This is a genomic window from Nocardioides sp. (genome assembly GCF_036274455.1).
Taxonomy (GTDB): domain Bacteria; phylum Actinomycetota; class Actinomycetes; order Propionibacteriales; family Nocardioidaceae; genus Nocardioides.
This window is the reverse complement of record NZ_DASUFR010000022.1, coordinates 34,671-50,545: the sequence shown is the minus strand read 5'-3', so window position 1 is coordinate 50,545 and position 15,875 is coordinate 34,671. Positions and strand designations below refer to the sequence as shown.

16 protein-coding genes are annotated in these 15,875 nt (G+C 72.1%); 8 read left to right on the top strand and 8 right to left on the bottom strand.

Annotated elements, in window-relative coordinates:
- Positions 1-4: 4 nt before the first annotated feature.
- The 5 genes from VFV89_RS01935 to VFV89_RS01915 all read right to left on the bottom strand — a co-directional run bounded on the left by VFV89_RS01935 (position 5) and on the right by VFV89_RS01915 (position 4,078).
- Positions 5-1,213: a SpoIID/LytB domain-containing protein gene (locus VFV89_RS01935; RefSeq protein WP_329704203.1), complete on the bottom strand. Its 1,209-nt coding sequence runs from the start codon at positions 1,211-1,213 to the stop codon at positions 5-7.
- A 20-nt stretch (positions 1,214-1,233) separates the two neighbouring features.
- Complete coding sequence (locus tag VFV89_RS01930; protein ID WP_329704202.1) at positions 1,234-2,094, bottom strand: class I SAM-dependent methyltransferase; 861 nt, start codon at positions 2,092-2,094, stop codon at positions 1,234-1,236.
- Between the two features lie 44 nt (positions 2,095-2,138).
- On the bottom strand, positions 2,139-2,414 hold the full coding sequence (locus VFV89_RS01925) for a hypothetical protein (RefSeq protein ID WP_329704201.1): 276 nt from the start codon (positions 2,412-2,414) through the stop codon (positions 2,139-2,141).
- A gap of 122 nt (positions 2,415-2,536) precedes the next feature.
- Positions 2,537-3,592 carry an alpha/beta fold hydrolase gene (locus VFV89_RS01920; RefSeq protein ID WP_329704200.1) on the bottom strand — a complete coding sequence of 352 codons (1,056 nt, stop codon included), beginning with the start codon at positions 3,590-3,592 and terminating at the stop codon, positions 2,537-2,539.
- A gap of 9 nt (positions 3,593-3,601) precedes the next feature.
- Entirely contained in the window at positions 3,602-4,078 is a 477-nt protein-coding gene (locus tag VFV89_RS01915) for a hypothetical protein (RefSeq protein WP_329704199.1), read from the bottom strand.
- A gap of 172 nt (positions 4,079-4,250) precedes the next feature.
- Between VFV89_RS01915 and VFV89_RS01910 the strand changes: the two genes are divergently transcribed.
- On the top strand, positions 4,251-5,480 hold the full coding sequence (locus VFV89_RS01910; RefSeq protein ID WP_329704198.1) for a sensor histidine kinase: 1,230 nt from the start codon (positions 4,251-4,253) through the stop codon (positions 5,478-5,480).
- Positions 5,477-6,142 (top strand): response regulator transcription factor, encoded by a 666-nt coding sequence (locus tag VFV89_RS01905; protein ID WP_329704197.1) that lies wholly within the window; start codon positions 5,477-5,479, stop codon positions 6,140-6,142. The genes VFV89_RS01910 and VFV89_RS01905 overlap by 4 nt, the downstream gene beginning before the upstream one ends.
- Positions 6,143-6,146: 4 nt before the next feature.
- Here the strand turns inward: VFV89_RS01905 and VFV89_RS01900 are convergent, their stop codons facing one another.
- Positions 6,147-7,529, bottom strand: coding sequence for an NAD(P)H-quinone dehydrogenase (locus VFV89_RS01900; protein ID WP_329704196.1), 1,383 nt, complete (start codon positions 7,527-7,529; stop codon positions 6,147-6,149).
- 10 nt (positions 7,530-7,539) lie between these two features.
- Positions 7,540-8,946 carry a dihydrolipoyl dehydrogenase gene (lpdA, locus tag VFV89_RS01895; RefSeq protein WP_329704230.1) on the bottom strand — a complete coding sequence of 469 codons (1,407 nt, stop codon included), beginning with the start codon at positions 8,944-8,946 and terminating at the stop codon, positions 7,540-7,542.
- Positions 8,947-8,990: 44 nt separating this feature from the next.
- On the opposite strand from lpdA, the gene VFV89_RS01890 reads away from it, so the two are divergent.
- The 4 genes from VFV89_RS01890 to VFV89_RS01875 all read left to right on the top strand — a co-directional run bounded on the left by VFV89_RS01890 (position 8,991) and on the right by VFV89_RS01875 (position 11,587).
- Positions 8,991-9,443, top strand: a complete 453-nt coding sequence (locus VFV89_RS01890) for a gamma-glutamylcyclotransferase (protein WP_329704195.1) — start codon at positions 8,991-8,993, stop codon at positions 9,441-9,443.
- 61 nt (positions 9,444-9,504) lie between these two features.
- Positions 9,505-10,317, top strand: coding sequence for a purine-nucleoside phosphorylase (locus tag VFV89_RS01885; protein ID WP_329704194.1), 813 nt, complete (start codon positions 9,505-9,507; stop codon positions 10,315-10,317).
- 16 nt (positions 10,318-10,333) lie between these two features.
- Entirely contained in the window at positions 10,334-11,155 is an 822-nt protein-coding gene (locus VFV89_RS01880) for an NAD(P)-dependent oxidoreductase (protein ID WP_329704193.1), read from the top strand.
- 33 nt (positions 11,156-11,188) lie between these two features.
- Positions 11,189-11,587 (top strand): MerR family transcriptional regulator, encoded by a 399-nt coding sequence (locus VFV89_RS01875; protein WP_329704192.1) that lies wholly within the window; start codon positions 11,189-11,191, stop codon positions 11,585-11,587.
- Between the two features lie 7 nt (positions 11,588-11,594).
- Here VFV89_RS01875 and VFV89_RS01870 read toward each other — a convergent pair whose 3' ends face one another.
- Entirely contained in the window at positions 11,595-12,986 is a 1,392-nt protein-coding gene (locus VFV89_RS01870; RefSeq protein ID WP_329704191.1) for a hypothetical protein, read from the bottom strand.
- A 179-nt stretch (positions 12,987-13,165) separates the two neighbouring features.
- Between VFV89_RS01870 and VFV89_RS01865 the strand changes: the two genes are divergently transcribed.
- Both VFV89_RS01865 and VFV89_RS01860 read left to right on the top strand, forming a co-directional pair.
- Positions 13,166-14,170, top strand: a complete 1,005-nt coding sequence (locus VFV89_RS01865; RefSeq protein ID WP_329704190.1) for an aldo/keto reductase — start codon at positions 13,166-13,168, stop codon at positions 14,168-14,170.
- A 40-nt stretch (positions 14,171-14,210) separates the two neighbouring features.
- Entirely contained in the window at positions 14,211-15,863 is a 1,653-nt protein-coding gene (locus tag VFV89_RS01860) for a phospho-sugar mutase (protein WP_329704189.1), read from the top strand.
- The last annotated feature ends 12 nt before the right edge of the window (positions 15,864-15,875 follow it).

The window sequence follows — 15,875 nt, the reverse complement described above, 5'->3', positions numbered from 1 at the left end:
CGTCCTACGGGAACGAGAACGAGAACAGCTGCCGGACCAGGTCCTTCGTCGTGGCCGGCCGCAGCTGCAGCCACGTCGACCGGCCGTCGGTGCCGAGCAGTGAGCGGACGTCGTCGCCGGGCACCGTCACCGAGCCGGCGCTCCCCGAGAACGTCGCGGAGAGGATCCGCCCACCGAAGTCGCCGTGACCGTCACGGGTGAACGAGATGTGCTGCAGCTGGCCGATGGACGGCCACTGCTTCTCGATCCGCGCGCTGGTCAGGGTGGCGGTCCACGTCGCGTAGGGGTTGGCCGACGACGCCTCGTAGGGGTCGGGCTGCGCCACGAGGTAGGGCTGGCTGCCGGCGGAGCTCCAGCCGCCGTCGCTGGAGGAGAACTGGGTGAACGCGGGCTCGCCCTGGTAGGTCACCACCCGGCCCCGGGTCGCCTTGACCGCCGCGTTGGACGCCGGGTCCTCGGCGCCGGCACCGCCGTAGACCTGGCACGAGGTGGTGTCGCAGATGTCGTAGTAGGACGTGGCGTGTGCGCGCTCGTACGCCGCGTAGGACCGGGCCGCGACCGCCTGGGCGCGGACCGCGTCGGCGGGCCACGAGGTGGGGACCTCGCTCGGCACCACGCCCTGGACGTAGCGGTCGATGGGGAGCACGTTGACGGTGTGCTTCTCGACCGAGCGCAGGGACCCGCGGTAGGTCGCGGTGTCGTGGTGCGGCAGCCTGAGCGTCATCGGCCGGTTGCCCGCGGTGAACTCGGCGGCACCCGGGAACGACGCCCACCGCTTCCACACCGACCGGGCCTTGAACTGGACGACGCTGCGCTCACCCTTCGGCACGATCCGCCAGCGGGTGGCCCGGGGCCGCACCTTGGCCAGCTCGAAGGTCTTGCGGCCGGTCAGGGGCCGCAGCCGCAACCCGTCGCGGGCATCGACCTGGACGTCGCGCTTGTCCGCGGTGATCAGCACCTTGATCGGGCCGCGGGCGCGGCCCAGCTTGGTGCCCGGGTAGTAGAAGCCGACGATCTGCTTCCAGCCCAGGCCCTGCGTGGCCGCCCCCTTGGCGCCGTACTGCGACATCCCGTGCCCGTGGCCCCACCCGTGGCCGGTGACCGTCCAGGTCATCGGCGCGGTGACGTCGATCTCCTCGGCGGAGGCCGCGGGGGCCACACCGACGACCAGGACGATGCCGAGGCCCAGCCCGACGAGGCGAGAGCGGGTCATGCGGCGCAAGCGTAATTGGCCTACCCGCGCCGCGCCGTGACGAGCAGGTACTCCCACTCCATCTCGCCGTTGACGAGCGCCTCGTCGCCCAGGGCGGCCAGGGCCGCGTCCAGCTCGGCCACCCGGTCCGGGTGGTCGGCGAGGAAGCGGTAGACCGCGATGGTCGGGCCGTAGGTGCGCTTGAAGAAGTCGCGGAACGCCGCGCCGTCGGCGAACGTGTCGACGGTCAGCAGCCGTTTCTCGGCCACCAGGTCGGTGACCCGGTCTCCGAGCAGGCCGCGGACGTGCGCCTCGTCACCCCAGAGGGGCGCAGGGCTGGCGCCGGGCGGCGGCGGGGGCGCATAGGGCTTCATGGTCGTGAACATCCGGCCGATGAAGCCCGCCGGCGTCCAGCTGAGCAGGCCGATCCGGCCGCCGGGCCGCACCACGCGCACGAGCTCGTCGGCGGCCTGCTGGTGGTGCGGCGCGAACATGATCCCCACGCAGGAGATCGCGACGTCGAACTCGCCGCCGGCGTACGGCAGCCGCTCGGCGTCCGCGACCTCCCAGCGCAGGGCCACGCCTGCCGCCTGGGCGGCCTGCCGCCCGGTCTCGAGGAGCTCGGGCGTGAGGTCGCTCGCCACGACATCGGCACCGGCCCGCGCCGCCGGGATGGCGGCGTTGCCGGAGCCGGCGCCGATGTCGAGGACGTGGTCACCGGGGCCGATGCCGGCGGCCGCGACGAGTGCCGGGCCGGTGGCCGCGATCACCTCGGTCGCGACCGACGGGTAGTCGCCCATGGCCCACATGGCTGCGTGCTTGGCCTTGAGGGCGACGTCGTCGGCGTCGGTGGTGGACAGGGACTGGGTGTTCGGTGTCTGGGTGTTCTGTGTCTGGGTCATGTGGAGAACGTAGGGACGATGCCCCCTGCGTGGCATCGGTGGGACTACCCATGCCGGAACGTCTCCGGCGGGTTGGCTACGTACGTAGCCCTGCTCCGCTCGGCCCGGGCCAGCAGCTGCCTGAGGTACGCCGACTGCGCGGCCCTGGCGCCCTCGACCAGGTCGACCGACGACGGCTGCGGTCGGCTGCCGGCCCGGGTCGGGGTCTGCGTCTCGGTGCCGCAGGCAGTGGTGGCCGCGAAGATCAGGGCCAGGCCGGCGGCCAGGCCCGTCAGGCCGGCCGTGCGGGTGGCGGGACGGGTGATGTGTTGGGTGTTCATGGAGATTCCTGACTGGTGTGTGCCCTCGGCGAGGGCGTGGATGTGGACACCAGAAGGTAGGAACGACGCGAGGCCCGCGGCATCGGCGCGGCCACCCATTCCGGAGGCGTGCGGCGGTCCGGCTACGTACGCGCAAGGGTGGCCGCCGCGGCGGCGCGCGCCGACGGTCCGCTCAGGCCGAGCTTCGCGTAGACGTTCTGCAGGTGCCGCTCGACGGTCCGCACGCTGAGGTAGAGCTCGGCGGCGATGTCCTCGTTGGACCGGCCCTCGGCGACCAGTGCCAGCACCTCCCGCTCCCGCGGTGAGAGGCCGTCTGCCACCGGCTCCGGGGCCCCGTCGGGCGCCATGAAGGCGCGCACCTCGTCGACGAGGACCGGCCACGCCGGCTCGTCACCGAGGACGATGTGGTTGTCGCTGTCGAGGGGGACCAGCCGGGCGCCGGCGATGCTGGTCGCCAGCTGCCGGCTGTACTCGAAGTCGTTCATCTGGTCGCGCAGCGAGTGGAGCACCAGGGTCGGGAGGTCGAGCTCGGGAAGCAGGTCGACGCAGCTGGCCCGCGACCGCTCCAGGAGGGCGGTGGAGGCGGTGGTCGCCGAGGTCGACACCCGCTGCAGCTCGTCGAGCCAACGCATCTGCTCGTCGCTGGCGCCGGGGATCATCATCGAGGTGAACAGCCGCCGGAAGTGGTGCTGCGGGCGCGCCCACCCCACCCTGATCAGCGCCGCGAAGGCGGCCAGCCGCTCCCGCACCTCCGGGTCGTCGCCCGCTCCGGCGTAGCTGCCGTAGAAGAGGAGCCGGGTGACCCGCTCCGGGTGCCGGTGGGCGTAGGCGATCGCCGGCGGGCCGCCCTGGGCCATCCCCATCAGGGCGAACCGTCCGAGGCCGGCGTCCTCCGCGACCGCCTCGAGGTCGCCGATCCGCGACTCCAGCGAGAAGTCGGTGACGTCCCAGTCCGACAGGCCGTAGCCGCGCTCGTCGTAGCGGACCAGCGTGACGAACCGGCCGAGCTCGTCGAGGAAGTGCCGCCACACGGGGCTCTCCCAGTCGTGCTGGAGGTGGCTGAGCCAGCAGGTGGACACCAGCAACGGCGGTCCCGTCCCGGACACCGCGTAGGCGATGCGGACCCCGTCAGGAGCCCGGCAGAACCTGATCTGCTGCGCCGGGCCCGCGACGGTCATCCCTGGAGGCTAGAGCAGGTTCAGCGTCATGTGCACGGTCCGGTTTCCCGGCACGACGTGGAGGAACCCGGAGGCCTGGCTGTAGTCGCCGGTGCCGCCCGTCACCGCCCAGTCGAACGGTGCCGGCCCGCGCCGGCCGGCGGCGGTCGGCCCGGAGAACGTCACGGTCCCCCCGTCGAGGCTCAAGGTGCCCGAGCACTGCTGCACGGCGGCGCGGCGGGACACCTGCATCGCCAGGCAGGAGATCGTGCCCTGCCCAGCGTGCTGGCCGGCGACGTCCAGCTTGACAGTCGACACCTGCTGGTCACCGGCGCTGAACCCCTTGCGGCCGACGTCGATGTCGGAGTCGCTGCGGTTGTGCGCGGTGATCTCCAGGGTCGTCGCCGCGTCGCGGTGCGGGGTGCTCGGGCTGGCCAGGGCCGCGTGGCCCCCGGCCAGGGCGACGACGGCGGTTGCGCCGGCGGCGGCGAGAAGAGTGGATCGCATGACGTGCTCCTTTTCCGGTGGTGGTGCCGCCGGATGGCGACGTCAGGACAGTAGGAACCGGCGCCCCGCCACAACCTCCCCTTGCAGGCTGAAGCAGCCCACCGCGAGGTGGAACGTGGTTCCCCCTCGAGGCTGAGGTCATCGGGGCCACTCAGGACCTACCGTGTCGCCCATGTCGTCGGCGTGGTCCCGCTCGTGGCCCTGGCGCAGCCGCGCGGTCCGGGACTGGACCGTGGCGTTGGGGCTGCTCGGGCTGGGCGTCGTGGACATCACCGTGCACGCACACAGCGAGAGCTTCCCGGACCCGTTGTGGGCGCACTACGTGTTCCTGGCCGCGGGCTCGCTGCCACTGGCGTTCCGCCGCTTCTGGCCGGCATCGGTCGCCGTTCTCGTGCTCGCGGCCTTCAACGCGTGGTCGTTGGTGATGTACCCGTCCGGCGAGCAGGCGAGCTTCGAGGCGTTCCTCGGGATGCTCGCCGCCTTCTACATCCTTGGCGCCGACCTGGTGGGGCGCCGCCAGCTGGTGGTGACCGCGCTCGTCGTGCTCGCCACGGTCCCGGGCTGGCTGTTCTCCCTGGGCTACGGCGCCTCGCCCGGCGACGCGCTCCCCGCACTGGTCTTCCTGACCCTGGCGTGGACCACCGGCTATGTGCTGCGGCGCCGCCGCGAGCAGCTCACCGAGGAGCGCCTACGCGCCGACCGGCTCGCCTACGAGCAGGGCCGCCTGGCTGCCGAGGCGGTGATGGAGGAGCGCTCCCGGATGGCCCGCGAGCTGCACGACGTCGTGGCGCACGGGCTGTCGCTGATCGTCGTCCAGGCCGCGGCCGAGCGGCGCGCCCTGGCCCAGGAGCGCTCGTCCCCGGAGGCCAGCCAGGCCGTGCTCGAGGCCGTCGAGAACGCCGGCCGGGAGGCCCTCGCCGAGCTGCGACTCCTCCTCGGGCTGCTGCGCCGTCCGGACGAGGAGCCGTCGCTCCGGCCACAACCGAGCCTGCGCCACCTCGACCAGGTCCTCGACGCGGCGCGGGCGAGCGGGCTCGACGTGGAGGTGTCCGTCGACGACGCGGCGGTGGAAGCGCTGAGCGCGGGGCTCGACCTCACGGCCTACCGCATCGTCCAGGAGTGCCTGACCAACGTGGTCAAGCACGCGGGCGCGCGCCGGGTGCGTGTCCACGTGCACCGCACGGCTCGCGACCTGGAGGTCGACGTGCTGGACGATGGCCCGGGCGTCGGCCAGGGGCTGCCCGAGGGTGGCCACGGGCTGACCGGCATGCGCGAGCGGGTCGCGGTCTACGGCGGCTCGCTCCTGGCCGGCCCCGCCGAGCCCGGCCCCGGCTTCCGTGTGCACGCGAGGATCCCGCTCACCGGGCCACTGACGGACCCCGCTCCGACGGGCCGCGTATGACCCCGCTGAGGCTGCTGATCGTCGACGACCAGGCGCTGGTGCGCGCCGGGTTCCGCAAGCTCCTCGAGTCCGAGGACGGCTTCGAGGTGGTCGGCGAGGCCGGCGACGGTGTCGAGGCCGTGGCCGCTGCCCGGCGGCTCGGGCCGGACGTGGTCCTGATGGACATCAGGATGCCGCGGCTCGACGGGATCGAGGCGACCAGGCAGCTCGCGACCGGTGGCCGCCCTGCGGTGCTGATCCTGACGACCTACGACCTCGACGAGTACGTCTTCGAGGCGCTGCGGGCCGGCGCCAGCGGCTTCCTGCTCAAGGACGCCCCTCCCGACGACCTGGTCGCGGCGGTGCGGACCGTGGCCCGCGGCGAGGCACTGCTGGCGCCGTCGGTCACCCGCAGGCTGATCGCGGAGTTCACCAGCCGCAGGCGACCCGACCCGGGGGCCGCCCTGCCGTCCCTGAGCCAGCGGGAGACGGAGGTGCTGAAGCTCGTGGCGCGCGGGATGTCGAACGCGGAGATCGCTCGGGAGCTGTACCTCGGCGAGGCCACGGTGAAGACGCACGTCGGGTCGCTGCTGGCGAAGCTGCAGTGCCGCGACCGGGTGCAGGCCGTGGTCCGCGCGTACGAGTCGGGGCTGGTGACGCCCGGGCGGTCCGACGACGAGTGAGCCGTCAGGCCCGGAAGCGATGCAGCCGGCGCGCGGCCTCGGCCACCGAGCCGGACATCGACGGGTAGACCGTGAACGCCTGGGCGAGCTGGTCGGCGGTCAGGGACTCCGCCACCGCGAGCGAGACCGGGTGGATCAGCTCGCTGGCCCGCGGGCCGACGACGACGCCGCCGACGATGATGCCGGTGCCGGGCCGGCAGAAGAGCTTCACGAAGCCGTCGTGGACGCCCTGCATCTTGGCTCGCGCATTGCCGCTGAGCGGCAGCGTGACGGACTCGGCCTCGATCTCCCCGGCGTCGATGGCCTGCTGCGACCAGCCGACGGTGGCGATCTCGGGCGCGGTGAAGACGTTGGAGGAGACCGTCTTGAGGTCCAGCGGGGTGACCGCGTCGCCGAGGAAGTGCCACATCGCGATCCGGCCCTGCATGGCGGCCACCGAGGCCAGCATGAGCACGCCGGTGCAGTCGCCGGCGGCGTACACACCGCGCGCGGAGGTGCGCGAGACCCGGTCGACCTTCACGAACCCGCCGTCGTCGAGGGCCACCCCGGCCTCCTCGAGCCCGAGGTCGGCGGTCTTGGGCACCGAGCCGATCGCGAGGATGCAGTGGGAGCCCTCCACGGCGCGGCCGTCGGTCAGCGTCACCGTGACGGTCTCGGCGTTCCGGGTCACCGACGCCATCCGCGAGCGGGACAGCACGGTCATCCCCCTGCGGGTGAGCACCTCCTCGAGCACCCGCGCAGCGTCGGCGTCCTCGCCGGGCAGCACCCGGTCGCGCGAGGACACGAGGGTGACCGGGATGCCGAGCGAGAGGTAGCCGGATGCGAGCTCCGCGCCCGTCACGCCCGAGCCCACGACGATCAGCGAGGAGGGCACCTCGTCGAGGTCGTAGACCTGCTCCCAGGTGAGGATCCGCTCGCCGTCGGGCTGTGCGTCCGACGACGTGCGCGGAGCGGCCCCGGTCGCGACGAGCACCGCATCGGCGCGCAGGATCTGCTCGGCACCGCCGGCCCGCTCGACGAGGACCCGGTCGGGCCCGGCCAGGCTCCCCCGTCCCTCGACGACCTCGACGCCCTCCTTCGCCAGCCGCCTCGCGATGTCCTCGCTCTGGGCCTGCGCGAGCGTCTTGACCCGCTGGTTGACCCGGGCCAGGTCCACGCGGACGCCGTCCGCCCCGATCATCACGCCGAGCTCGTTGGCTCCCTCGACGTCGGTCATCAGCTCCGCGGTCGCGATCAGCGTCTTCGACGGCACGCAGTCGGTGAGCACGGCCGAGCCGCCGACGCCGTCGGTGTCGACGACGGTCACCTGGGCGCCGAGCTGGGCCGCGACGAGGGCGGCCTCGTAGCCGCCGGGGCCGCCGCCGACGACGACGACGTGGTCGCTCATGCCGGGCCCATCACAGGTTGATCATGTGGCCGGCGATCCCCTCGACGGCCTCCTTCACAGCCTCCGACAGCGTCGGGTGGGCGAAGATGTTGCGGGCCACCTCGTCGGCGGTCAGGTCCCACTTCTGAGCCAGGGTCAGCACCGGCAGCAGCTCGGTCACCTCCGGGCCGATCAGGTGCGCGCCGACGATCTCGTTGTGCTCGGCGTCGGCCACGATCTTGACGAAGCCGGCGGTCTCGGCCATGCCGCGCGCCTTGCCGTTGGCCGAGAACGGGAACGATGCGACCTTGACGTCGTACCCCTTCTCCTTCGCCTGGGCCTCCGAGTAGCCGAACGAGGCGATCTGCGGTTGGCAGAACGTCGCCCGCGGGATCATGTCGAAGTCGATCTCGATGGTCTCGGCGCCGGCGATCGTCTCGGCGGCGACGATGCCCATGGCCTCGGCGGTGTGGGCCAGCATCAGCTTCCCGGTGACGTCGCCGATGGCGTAGATGCCCTCGACGTTGGTGCGGCCGCGGGCGTCGACCGCGATCGCGCCCCGGTCGCTCACCTCGACGCCGGCCTTGTCGAGGCCGTAGCCGTCGACCCGCGGCGCGAAGCCGAACGCCGCCAGCATCTTGTCCGCCTCGAGGACCTGCGAGTCGCCTCCGCCGGCCGGGCTCACCGTCACCTTCACACCGCTGCCGGTGTCCTCGACGGCCTCGACCTTGGTCGAGAGCAGCACCTTCACGCCGAGCTTCTTGTACTGGCGCAGCAGCTCCTTGGAGACGTCGGCATCCTCGGTGGGCACCATCCGGTCCAGGAACTCCACGATCGTGACGTCGACCCCGAAGTTGGTCATCACGTAGGCGAACTCGACGCCGATCGCGCCCGAGCCGCCGATGATGATCGACCCGGGGAGGTTCTCGTCGAGGATCTGCTCCTCGTAGGTGACGACGTTCTGGCTCACCGACATGCCGGGGAGCATCCGGACCTTTGCACCGGCAGCGATGATCACGTTGTCGGCGGTGTAGGACGAGGTGGCGCCGTCCTTGTCGACGGAGATGCCGTGCTTGCCGTCCACCTGTCCGGTGAAGGTGCCCCAGCCGTCGATCTCGGTGATCTTGTTCTTCTTCATCAGGTAGTGGACGCCCCTGGCGCTGGCGTCCGCGACGCCCCGGCTGCGCTGGTGGGTGGGGCCGTAGGCCATGGTGGCGTCGCCCTCGATCCCGAACGTCTTCTTCTCCTGGGTGATGATGTGCGCGAGCTCGGCGTTGCGGAGCAGCGCCTTGGACGGGATGCAGCCGACGTTGAGGCAGACCCCGCCCCAGTACTTGTCCTCGACGATCCCCACGCTCTGGCCGAGCTGGGCGGCGCGGATCGCGGCGATGTATCCACCGGGCCCGGAGCCGAGGACAAGGACATCGAAGTGGGTCACGTCGCTCACCACTCCAGCCTAGTAGTCCCCATTACCCTCCTCGTGTGCCGCTCTACGCCGCCTACGGGACCAACCTCGACCCGGCACGCATGAGCGAGCGCTGCCCGCACTCGCCGCTGGCCACGACGGGGTGGCTCACCGGGTGGCGGCTCACCTTCGGCGGGGAGGACCTGGGCTGGGACGGCGCCCTCTCCACGATCGTGGAGGACCCGCTGGAGCAGGTCTTCGTCGCCGTCTACGACGTGTCGAGGGAGGACGAGGGCGACCTCGACGGCTGGGAGGCGGCCGACTCCGGGCTCTACCGCAAGACCAAGGTCCGGGTCTCGACCCTGACCGGCGAGCTGCTCGTGTGGACCTACGTGCTCGACGCCTACGAGGGCGGGCTGCCCTCGGCGTCCTACCTCGGGATGCTGGCGGACGCCGCGGAGGCCGCCGACGCGCCCGATGACTACGTGGCCGCGCTGCGCCGGCGTCCTTGCCGGTCCACGGGGCTCTAGGACGAGTCTGGCAATTCATGGCGGCGCCAGCAATTGCCAGACACGCCCTAGAGTCCTCGACGTGACCGACCCCACTTCCGACGCATCGCCCTACGACCTCGCGGGACAGGCCGCGGAGCGGCTGGCCGAGCTGACCGGCGTCGACCGCCATGACGTCGCCCTGGTGCTCGGGTCGGGCTGGCTGCCCGCCGCCGAGATGCTCGGCGAGGCGGTGGCCGAGATCGCGACGACCGACCTGCCCGGGTTCAGCGCCGCCGCCGTGGCCGGCCACTCCGGCAGGATCCGCTCGGTCCGGGTCGGCGACCTGCGCGCCCTGGTCTTCCTCAGCCGGACCCACTACTACGAGGGGAAGGGCGTCGCCGCCGTCGTGCACGGCGTACGCACGGCGGGCAAGGCCGGCTGCCGGACCATCGTGCTGACCAACGGCTGCGGCGGGCTCAAGAAGACCTGGACGCCGGGCACGCCGGTGCTGATCAGCGATCACATCAACCTGACCGGCCGTTCACCGATCGTGGGCGCGACCTTCGTCGACCTCACCGACCTCTACAGCAGCCGGTTGCGGGCCCTGTGCCACGAGGTCGACCCGACGCTCGACGAGGGCGTCTACGTCCAGTTCCCCGGGCCGCACTACGAGACGCCGGCCGAGGTGCGGATGGCCGGCATCCTCGGCGGGACCCTGGTCGGCATGAGCACCACGCTCGAGGCCATCGCCGCCCGCGAGGCCGGGATGGAGGTGCTCGGGATCAGCCTGGTCACCAACCTGGCCGCCGGCATCAGCAGCGAGCCGCTCAACCACGAGGAGGTCCTCGAAGCCGGCCGTGCTGCCGCCGAGCGGATGGGCTCACTCCTCTCCCAGGTCGTCCCGCGGCTATGACCACCCCACCAGCGTTGTGAGGGTCCTGCTCACGGGGGCGGCGGGCAGCATCGGGCGCGTCCTCACCGCCGGGCTGGCCGACCGGGGCCACGAGGTGGTCGGCCTCGACGTCGTACCCCAGCCCGACGGTGTGGACGGCGCGTGGCACACCGCGGACTGCGCCGACGCCGACGCGGTCGCCGACGTCTTCGAGGCCGAGTTCGCGGAGTCGTCCCTCGACGCCGTCGTCCACATGGCCGGCCACCCCGGCGAGCTCTCGCTCCCCGACTCGCTCACGTCCCACGTGATCACCACGGCGGCCCTGCTCGACGCGATGGTCGAGCACGGGGTGCGCCGCATGGTCTACGGCGGCTCCAACCACGCGGTCGGCCACACGCCCCGGGCCGGGCTGCCCGACGGGCTGCTCCCGGTCGCGACGCGACTCCGCCCGGACACCTTCTACGGCGTGGCCAAGGCGGCCGCCGAGTCGCTGATGAGCCTGTACGCCGACCGCCACGGCCTCGACGTCATCAGCTGCCGGATCGGCACCTTCCGGGCCGAGCCGAGCACGGTCCGCTCGCTGGCGACGTGGCTCTCCCCCGACGACTGCGTGCGGATGGTCGACGCCGCGCTCACGGCTCCCGCGCCCGGGTTCGCCGTCATCTACGGCATCTCCCGCAACACCCGCCGCTGGTGGGACCTGGCCCCCGGCCACGCGCTGGGCTACGACCCGATCGACGATGCCGAGGACTGGGCGGACCGGGTCGAGGGCCGCCCCGAGGACGCGATGGAGAACGCCCACGTGGGCGGCGGCTACCTCGCGGAGTCGATGCGGCGCCCGGCGCTCGACCGGTCTTGACCTGGAGTGCACTCCAAGGACGACACTGGACGGGTGTCTGGACTCCACACAGGACTGAGCATCGCCGAGGCCGCCGAGCTGACCGGCCTGACCCCCGACACCCTTCGCTACTACGAGAAGGACGGGCTGATGCTGCGCTCGGTGCCCCGGGCCACGTCAGGACACCGGCAGTACGCCGAGGACGACCTCGACTGGATCAGGCTCATCACCAAGCTCCGCGCGACGGGCATGCCGATCCGCGACGTGCGCCGCTACACCGACCTGGTCCGCGCCGGCGAGGGCAACGAGCAGGAGCGGCTCGACCTCCTGCGCGCGCACCGGCAGGTCGTGCTGGCCCGGCTCGCCGAGGTGCAGGAGCACCTCGGCGCGATCGACTTCAAGATCGACCTCTACCAGGCCCGCCTCAACGCCGTGCAGGAGCTCTCGGCGTAGGCCTCCCTCACATCGCCGCTGCCACCGGTGCGCCGTCGGACCAGATGTTGCCGGACCAGACGTTGCCGGACCGGTTCTTGTCGAAGCTGGTCACCGGTCCGTAGGAGCTGCACTTGTTGTTGCTGCCCCGCTGGAACACGTTGTTGGTGAACTTCTGGTTGGTGGCGTTGGTCGGGTCGCTGGAGTAGGGCTTCCCGCCGGTGGCCCCGCCGTACATGCAGAACGCGCTTCCGGAGCTGGCCACGAACAGGTTGCCGTCCACGGTGTTGTTCTTGATCGGTGCGAAGTCCGGGTAGCCGGTCAGGTCCGCGGAGCAGCCGATCTCACCGTTGACGAACGGGCCGGTGTAGGAGCAGTGCAGCGAGTTGTGCCGCAGCGTGGTGTTCTGCTCCTCGCGCACCGAGGAGGCGTGCGCCATGTTCGACCGGTCCGGCCACAGGTTCGTGCCGTGGAAGTAGCTGTCCTGGATCAGGCACGGACCCGGAGCCTCGCAGTAGGCGGCCCGGTTGGAGTTGATGATCTCGGTGCGCAGGATCGTGAAGTTCGCCCCGGTCACCCCGCAGTCGGTGGTGGCGTTGTTCGGGTCACCGCAGGCGTACTTCCCGGCCGGGCAGGACCCGTCACTGCACGCGGGGTACTGCACCCCGCTGTCGATGAAGGAGTCCTGCACGGTGAACGACGGTGAGCCGTTCGACTGGACGATTCCGCCGTTGAGGTAGGAGTTCTTCAGCACGAACCCGCTGGCTCGCACGTTGATGGTGCGGCAGTTGACCACCTTGGAGTCGATCACGGTGTTCGCCGCCGTGATCGTGCACGACCCGGTGTAGGCCGCCATCGCGCTGGCCGGCGCGTCCGGCCCGGTGTTGGCCGGCCCCGGGAAGCAGCCGCCCCGGCCGTCGGGGCCGTCGGGCACGTTCGGCGTGCTGGTGGCGCACCCCGCCGTACCCGTCGGAGGCGGTGTCGGCGTCGGCGTCTGGCTCGGCGTCTGAGTCGGCGTCTGAGTCGGCGTCTGAGTCGGCGTCTCGCTGGGCGTCTGGCTGGGCGTGGGAGTGGGCACCGGGCTGGTCGGACCGGACGATGGCGTGACCGTGACGGTCGTGGTGGCCGTCGCCATGGTGGTGGCCCACTGCGTGACGGTCGCGGTCGCGGTGACGGTCTTGGTGACCGTCGCGCCCGGCGGCCTCGGCGCCACGCAGACCACCTTGATCCGCTGGCCCTTCGACTTCGCGTTCGCCTTGGCGTCGGCCCTTGCCTTCGCCTTGGCCTTCGCGGCGTGCTTCCCTTCGCACGAGGCGTCGTTCTGCCAGGTCTTGGTCGCCGCGTTGACGACGCCGACCGCGGCACCGACGACGATGAGGACGGCGGCCAGAGCGCCGATCGCAGCACGCTTGGGTGTCATAGGTCCCTCTCCTGTGAATCTGACACCGGCGACGTACTGTCGCTGCCCCGCGCACAGAGTTGCCGGGCGAGTGCGGCCCCGCGAGCCAAACCGGCGAAGATACCCAACCCGGACCAGACCACCCTTGACGAGCACGGCTGCTTGACCTGGAGCGCGCTCCAGCCTGTTCAGTGGACGATATGACCCTCGCACGACGCACGCTCGGCAGCAGCGACAAGGGCGGAAGCCCCCTCGAGGTCTCCGGGCTGGGGCTGGGGTGCATGGGGATGTCGGAGTTCTACAGCACCACCGACGAGCAGGCCGCGATCGAGACCATCCACCGCGCGCTCGACCTGGGCGTCACCTTCCTCGACACCGCGGACATGTACGGTCCGTTCACCAACGAGCGGCTGGTCGGCAAGGCCATCGCCGGCCGCCGCGACGAGGTCGAGCTGGCCACCAAGTTCGGCAACGAGCGCAACGCGGACGGCTCGTGGGTCCGCATCAACGGCACCCCGGACTACGTACGCCGCGCGTGCGACGCCTCCCTCGAGCGGCTCGGCGTTGACCACATCGACCTCTACTACCAGCACCGGGTCGACAAGACGGTCCCGATCGAGGACACCGTCGGGGCCATGAAGGAGCTCGTCGAGGCCGGCAAGGTCCGCCACCTCGGGCTCTCCGAGGCCGCTGCCGCGACCATCCGCCGGGCGCACGACGTGCACCCGGTCACGGCCCTGCAGAGCGAGTACTCCCTGTTCTCGCGCGACATCGAGGACGACGTCCTGCCCACGATCCGCGAGCTCGGCATCGGGCTGGTGCCCTACTCCCCGCTCGGGCGCGGCATCCTCACCGGCGCGGTGACCCGCGAGACCCTCGCCCCCCACGACTCGCGGGCCACCGGACGGTTCCCACGGTTCGCCGGCGACGCGCTCGACGCCAACCTCGCCCTCGTGGAGAAGGTCAAGAGGCTCGCCGTCGAGCACGGCTGCACCCCGGGCCAGCTCGCGCTCGCGTGGGTCCTGGCCCAGGGCGACGACGTCGCCCCGATCCCCGGCACCAAGCGGGTCCGCTACCTCGAGGAGAACCTCGGCGCCACCGAGGTCGAGCTCACCGACGACGACCTCAAGGCCCTCGAGACCGCCGTGCCGCGCGACGCGGTGGCCGGGGACCGGTACGCCGACATGAGCACGGTCAACGCCTGACCCGTTCTGGCCGGCCCGCCCTAGGTCCTAGTGTCTGCCCATGACCACCTCAGCGGCCACCGACGTCCTGCTGGAGCGTGCCCGGGCCTGGGCAGCGGAGGACCCCGACGACAGCACCCGCGCCGAGCTGCAGCAGATCATCGCGGACGTCGACGGCGGCGCCGACCCGAGCGACCTGGCCGACCGGTTCGCGGGCAACCTGGAGTTCGGCACCGCTGGGCTCAGGGGCGCGCTGGGGGCGGGTCCGAACCGGATGAACCGGGTCGTGGTCATCCGCGCCGCCGCCGGGCTGGCGGCGTACCTCCAGGAGCAGGGGGAGACGGGGCCGGTGGTGGTGGGCTTCGACGCGCGCCACCGCAGCGACGACTTCGCCCGGGACACCGCCGAGGTGATGTCGGGCGCGGGGTTCAAGGTCTGGCTGATGCCCCGGCCGCTCCCGACGCCGGTGCTCGCCTTCGCGATCCGTGAGCTGGGCTGCTCGGCCGGGGTGATGGTCACGGCCAGCCACAACCCGCCGCAGGACAACGGCTACAAGGTCTACCTCGGTGACGGCAGCCAGATCGTGCCGCCGGCCGACGCCGCGATCGCGGCGAAGATCGACGCCGTAGGTCCGCTGGCGGGCGTCCCGCGCGGAGCCGGCGGGACCGTGCTCGGCGAGCACCTCATCGACCGCTACCTCGACACGATCGCCGAGCTGGCCGAGGACGGCCCCCGCGACCTCGAGCTGGTCTACACGCCATTGCACGGGGTGGGCGGGACCTCGGTGCTCCAGGTGCTCGAGACGGCCGGCTTCCCGGCCCCGCGGGTGGTGGAGCAGCAGGAGCAGCCGGACCCCGACTTCCCAACCGTCGCCTTCCCCAACCCCGAGGAGCCGGGCGCGATGGACCTGGCCACGGCCCTGGCCGAGGAGCACCGCGCGGACCTCGTCGTGGCCAACGACCCGGACGCCGACCGCTGCGCCGCCGCCGTCCCGACCGGCCACGGCTGGCGGATGCTCCGCGGCGACGAGGTGGGCGCGCTCCTGGCCCACCACCTGATGTCCCGGGGCCGCACCGGCACCTGGGCCACCTCGATCGTCTCCTCGAGCCTGCTCGGCAAGATGGCGGCCGCGGCCGGGCAGCCCTACGTCGAGACCCTCACCGGCTTCAAGTGGATCGGCCGGGTCCCGGGGCTCGCCTTCGGATACGAGGAGGCGCTCGGCTACTGCTGCGACCCCGACCACGTGAAGGACAAGGACGGTGTCTCGGCGCTGCTGCTGCTCTGCGAGCTCGCCGCCGAGTGCAAGGCGGCGGGCCGGTCCCTGGTCGACGTCCTGGACGACCTCGCGGTCGAGCACGGCCTGCATGCGACCGACCAGGTGTCGGTGCGCGTCGCCGACCTGTCGCTGATCACCGCCGCGATGGAGCGGCTCCGGGCCACCCCGCCGGCCGAGCTGGGCGGCCTCGCCGTCGAGCAGGTCGATGACCTGGCGCTCGGCAGCGCCGACCTGCCGCCCACCGACGGGCTGCGCTTCCGGCTCGCGGACTGCGCCCGCGTCGTCGTCCGCCCGAGCGGGACCGAGCCGAAGCTCAAGTGCTACCTGGAGGTGGTCGTGCCGGTCGACGCCGACGCCGGAGTCGACGCGGCCCGGATCTCCGCCGCGGCCCGGCTGGACGCGCTCGGTCGCGACATCGAGGCCGCCCTCGGGCTCTGACCCCGCGTCTTC

Coding starts and splice junctions, on each gene's coding strand:
- VFV89_RS01860 (WP_329704189.1), top strand. CDS start 14,211: ATGACCACCTCAGCGGCCACCGACGTCCTGCTGGAGCGTGCCCGGGCC.
- VFV89_RS01910 (WP_329704198.1), top strand. CDS start 4,251: ATGTCGTCGGCGTGGTCCCGCTCGTGGCCCTGGCGCAGCCGCGCGGTC.
- VFV89_RS01900 (WP_329704196.1), bottom strand. CDS start 7,529: ATGAGCGACCACGTCGTCGTCGTCGGCGGCGGCCCCGGCGGCTACGAG.
- VFV89_RS01935 (WP_329704203.1), bottom strand. CDS start 1,213: ATGACCCGCTCTCGCCTCGTCGGGCTGGGCCTCGGCATCGTCCTGGTC.
- VFV89_RS01920 (WP_329704200.1), bottom strand. CDS start 3,592: ATGACCGTCGCGGGCCCGGCGCAGCAGATCAGGTTCTGCCGGGCTCCT.
- VFV89_RS01870 (WP_329704191.1), bottom strand. CDS start 12,986: ATGACACCCAAGCGTGCTGCGATCGGCGCTCTGGCCGCCGTCCTCATC.
- VFV89_RS01930 (WP_329704202.1), bottom strand. CDS start 2,094: ATGACCCAGACACAGAACACCCAGACACCGAACACCCAGTCCCTGTCC.
- VFV89_RS01925 (WP_329704201.1), bottom strand. CDS start 2,414: ATGAACACCCAACACATCACCCGTCCCGCCACCCGCACGGCCGGCCTG.
- VFV89_RS01865 (WP_329704190.1), top strand. CDS start 13,166: ATGACCCTCGCACGACGCACGCTCGGCAGCAGCGACAAGGGCGGAAGC.
- VFV89_RS01905 (WP_329704197.1), top strand. CDS start 5,477: ATGACCCCGCTGAGGCTGCTGATCGTCGACGACCAGGCGCTGGTGCGC.
- VFV89_RS01915 (WP_329704199.1), bottom strand. CDS start 4,078: ATGCGATCCACTCTTCTCGCCGCCGCCGGCGCAACCGCCGTCGTCGCC.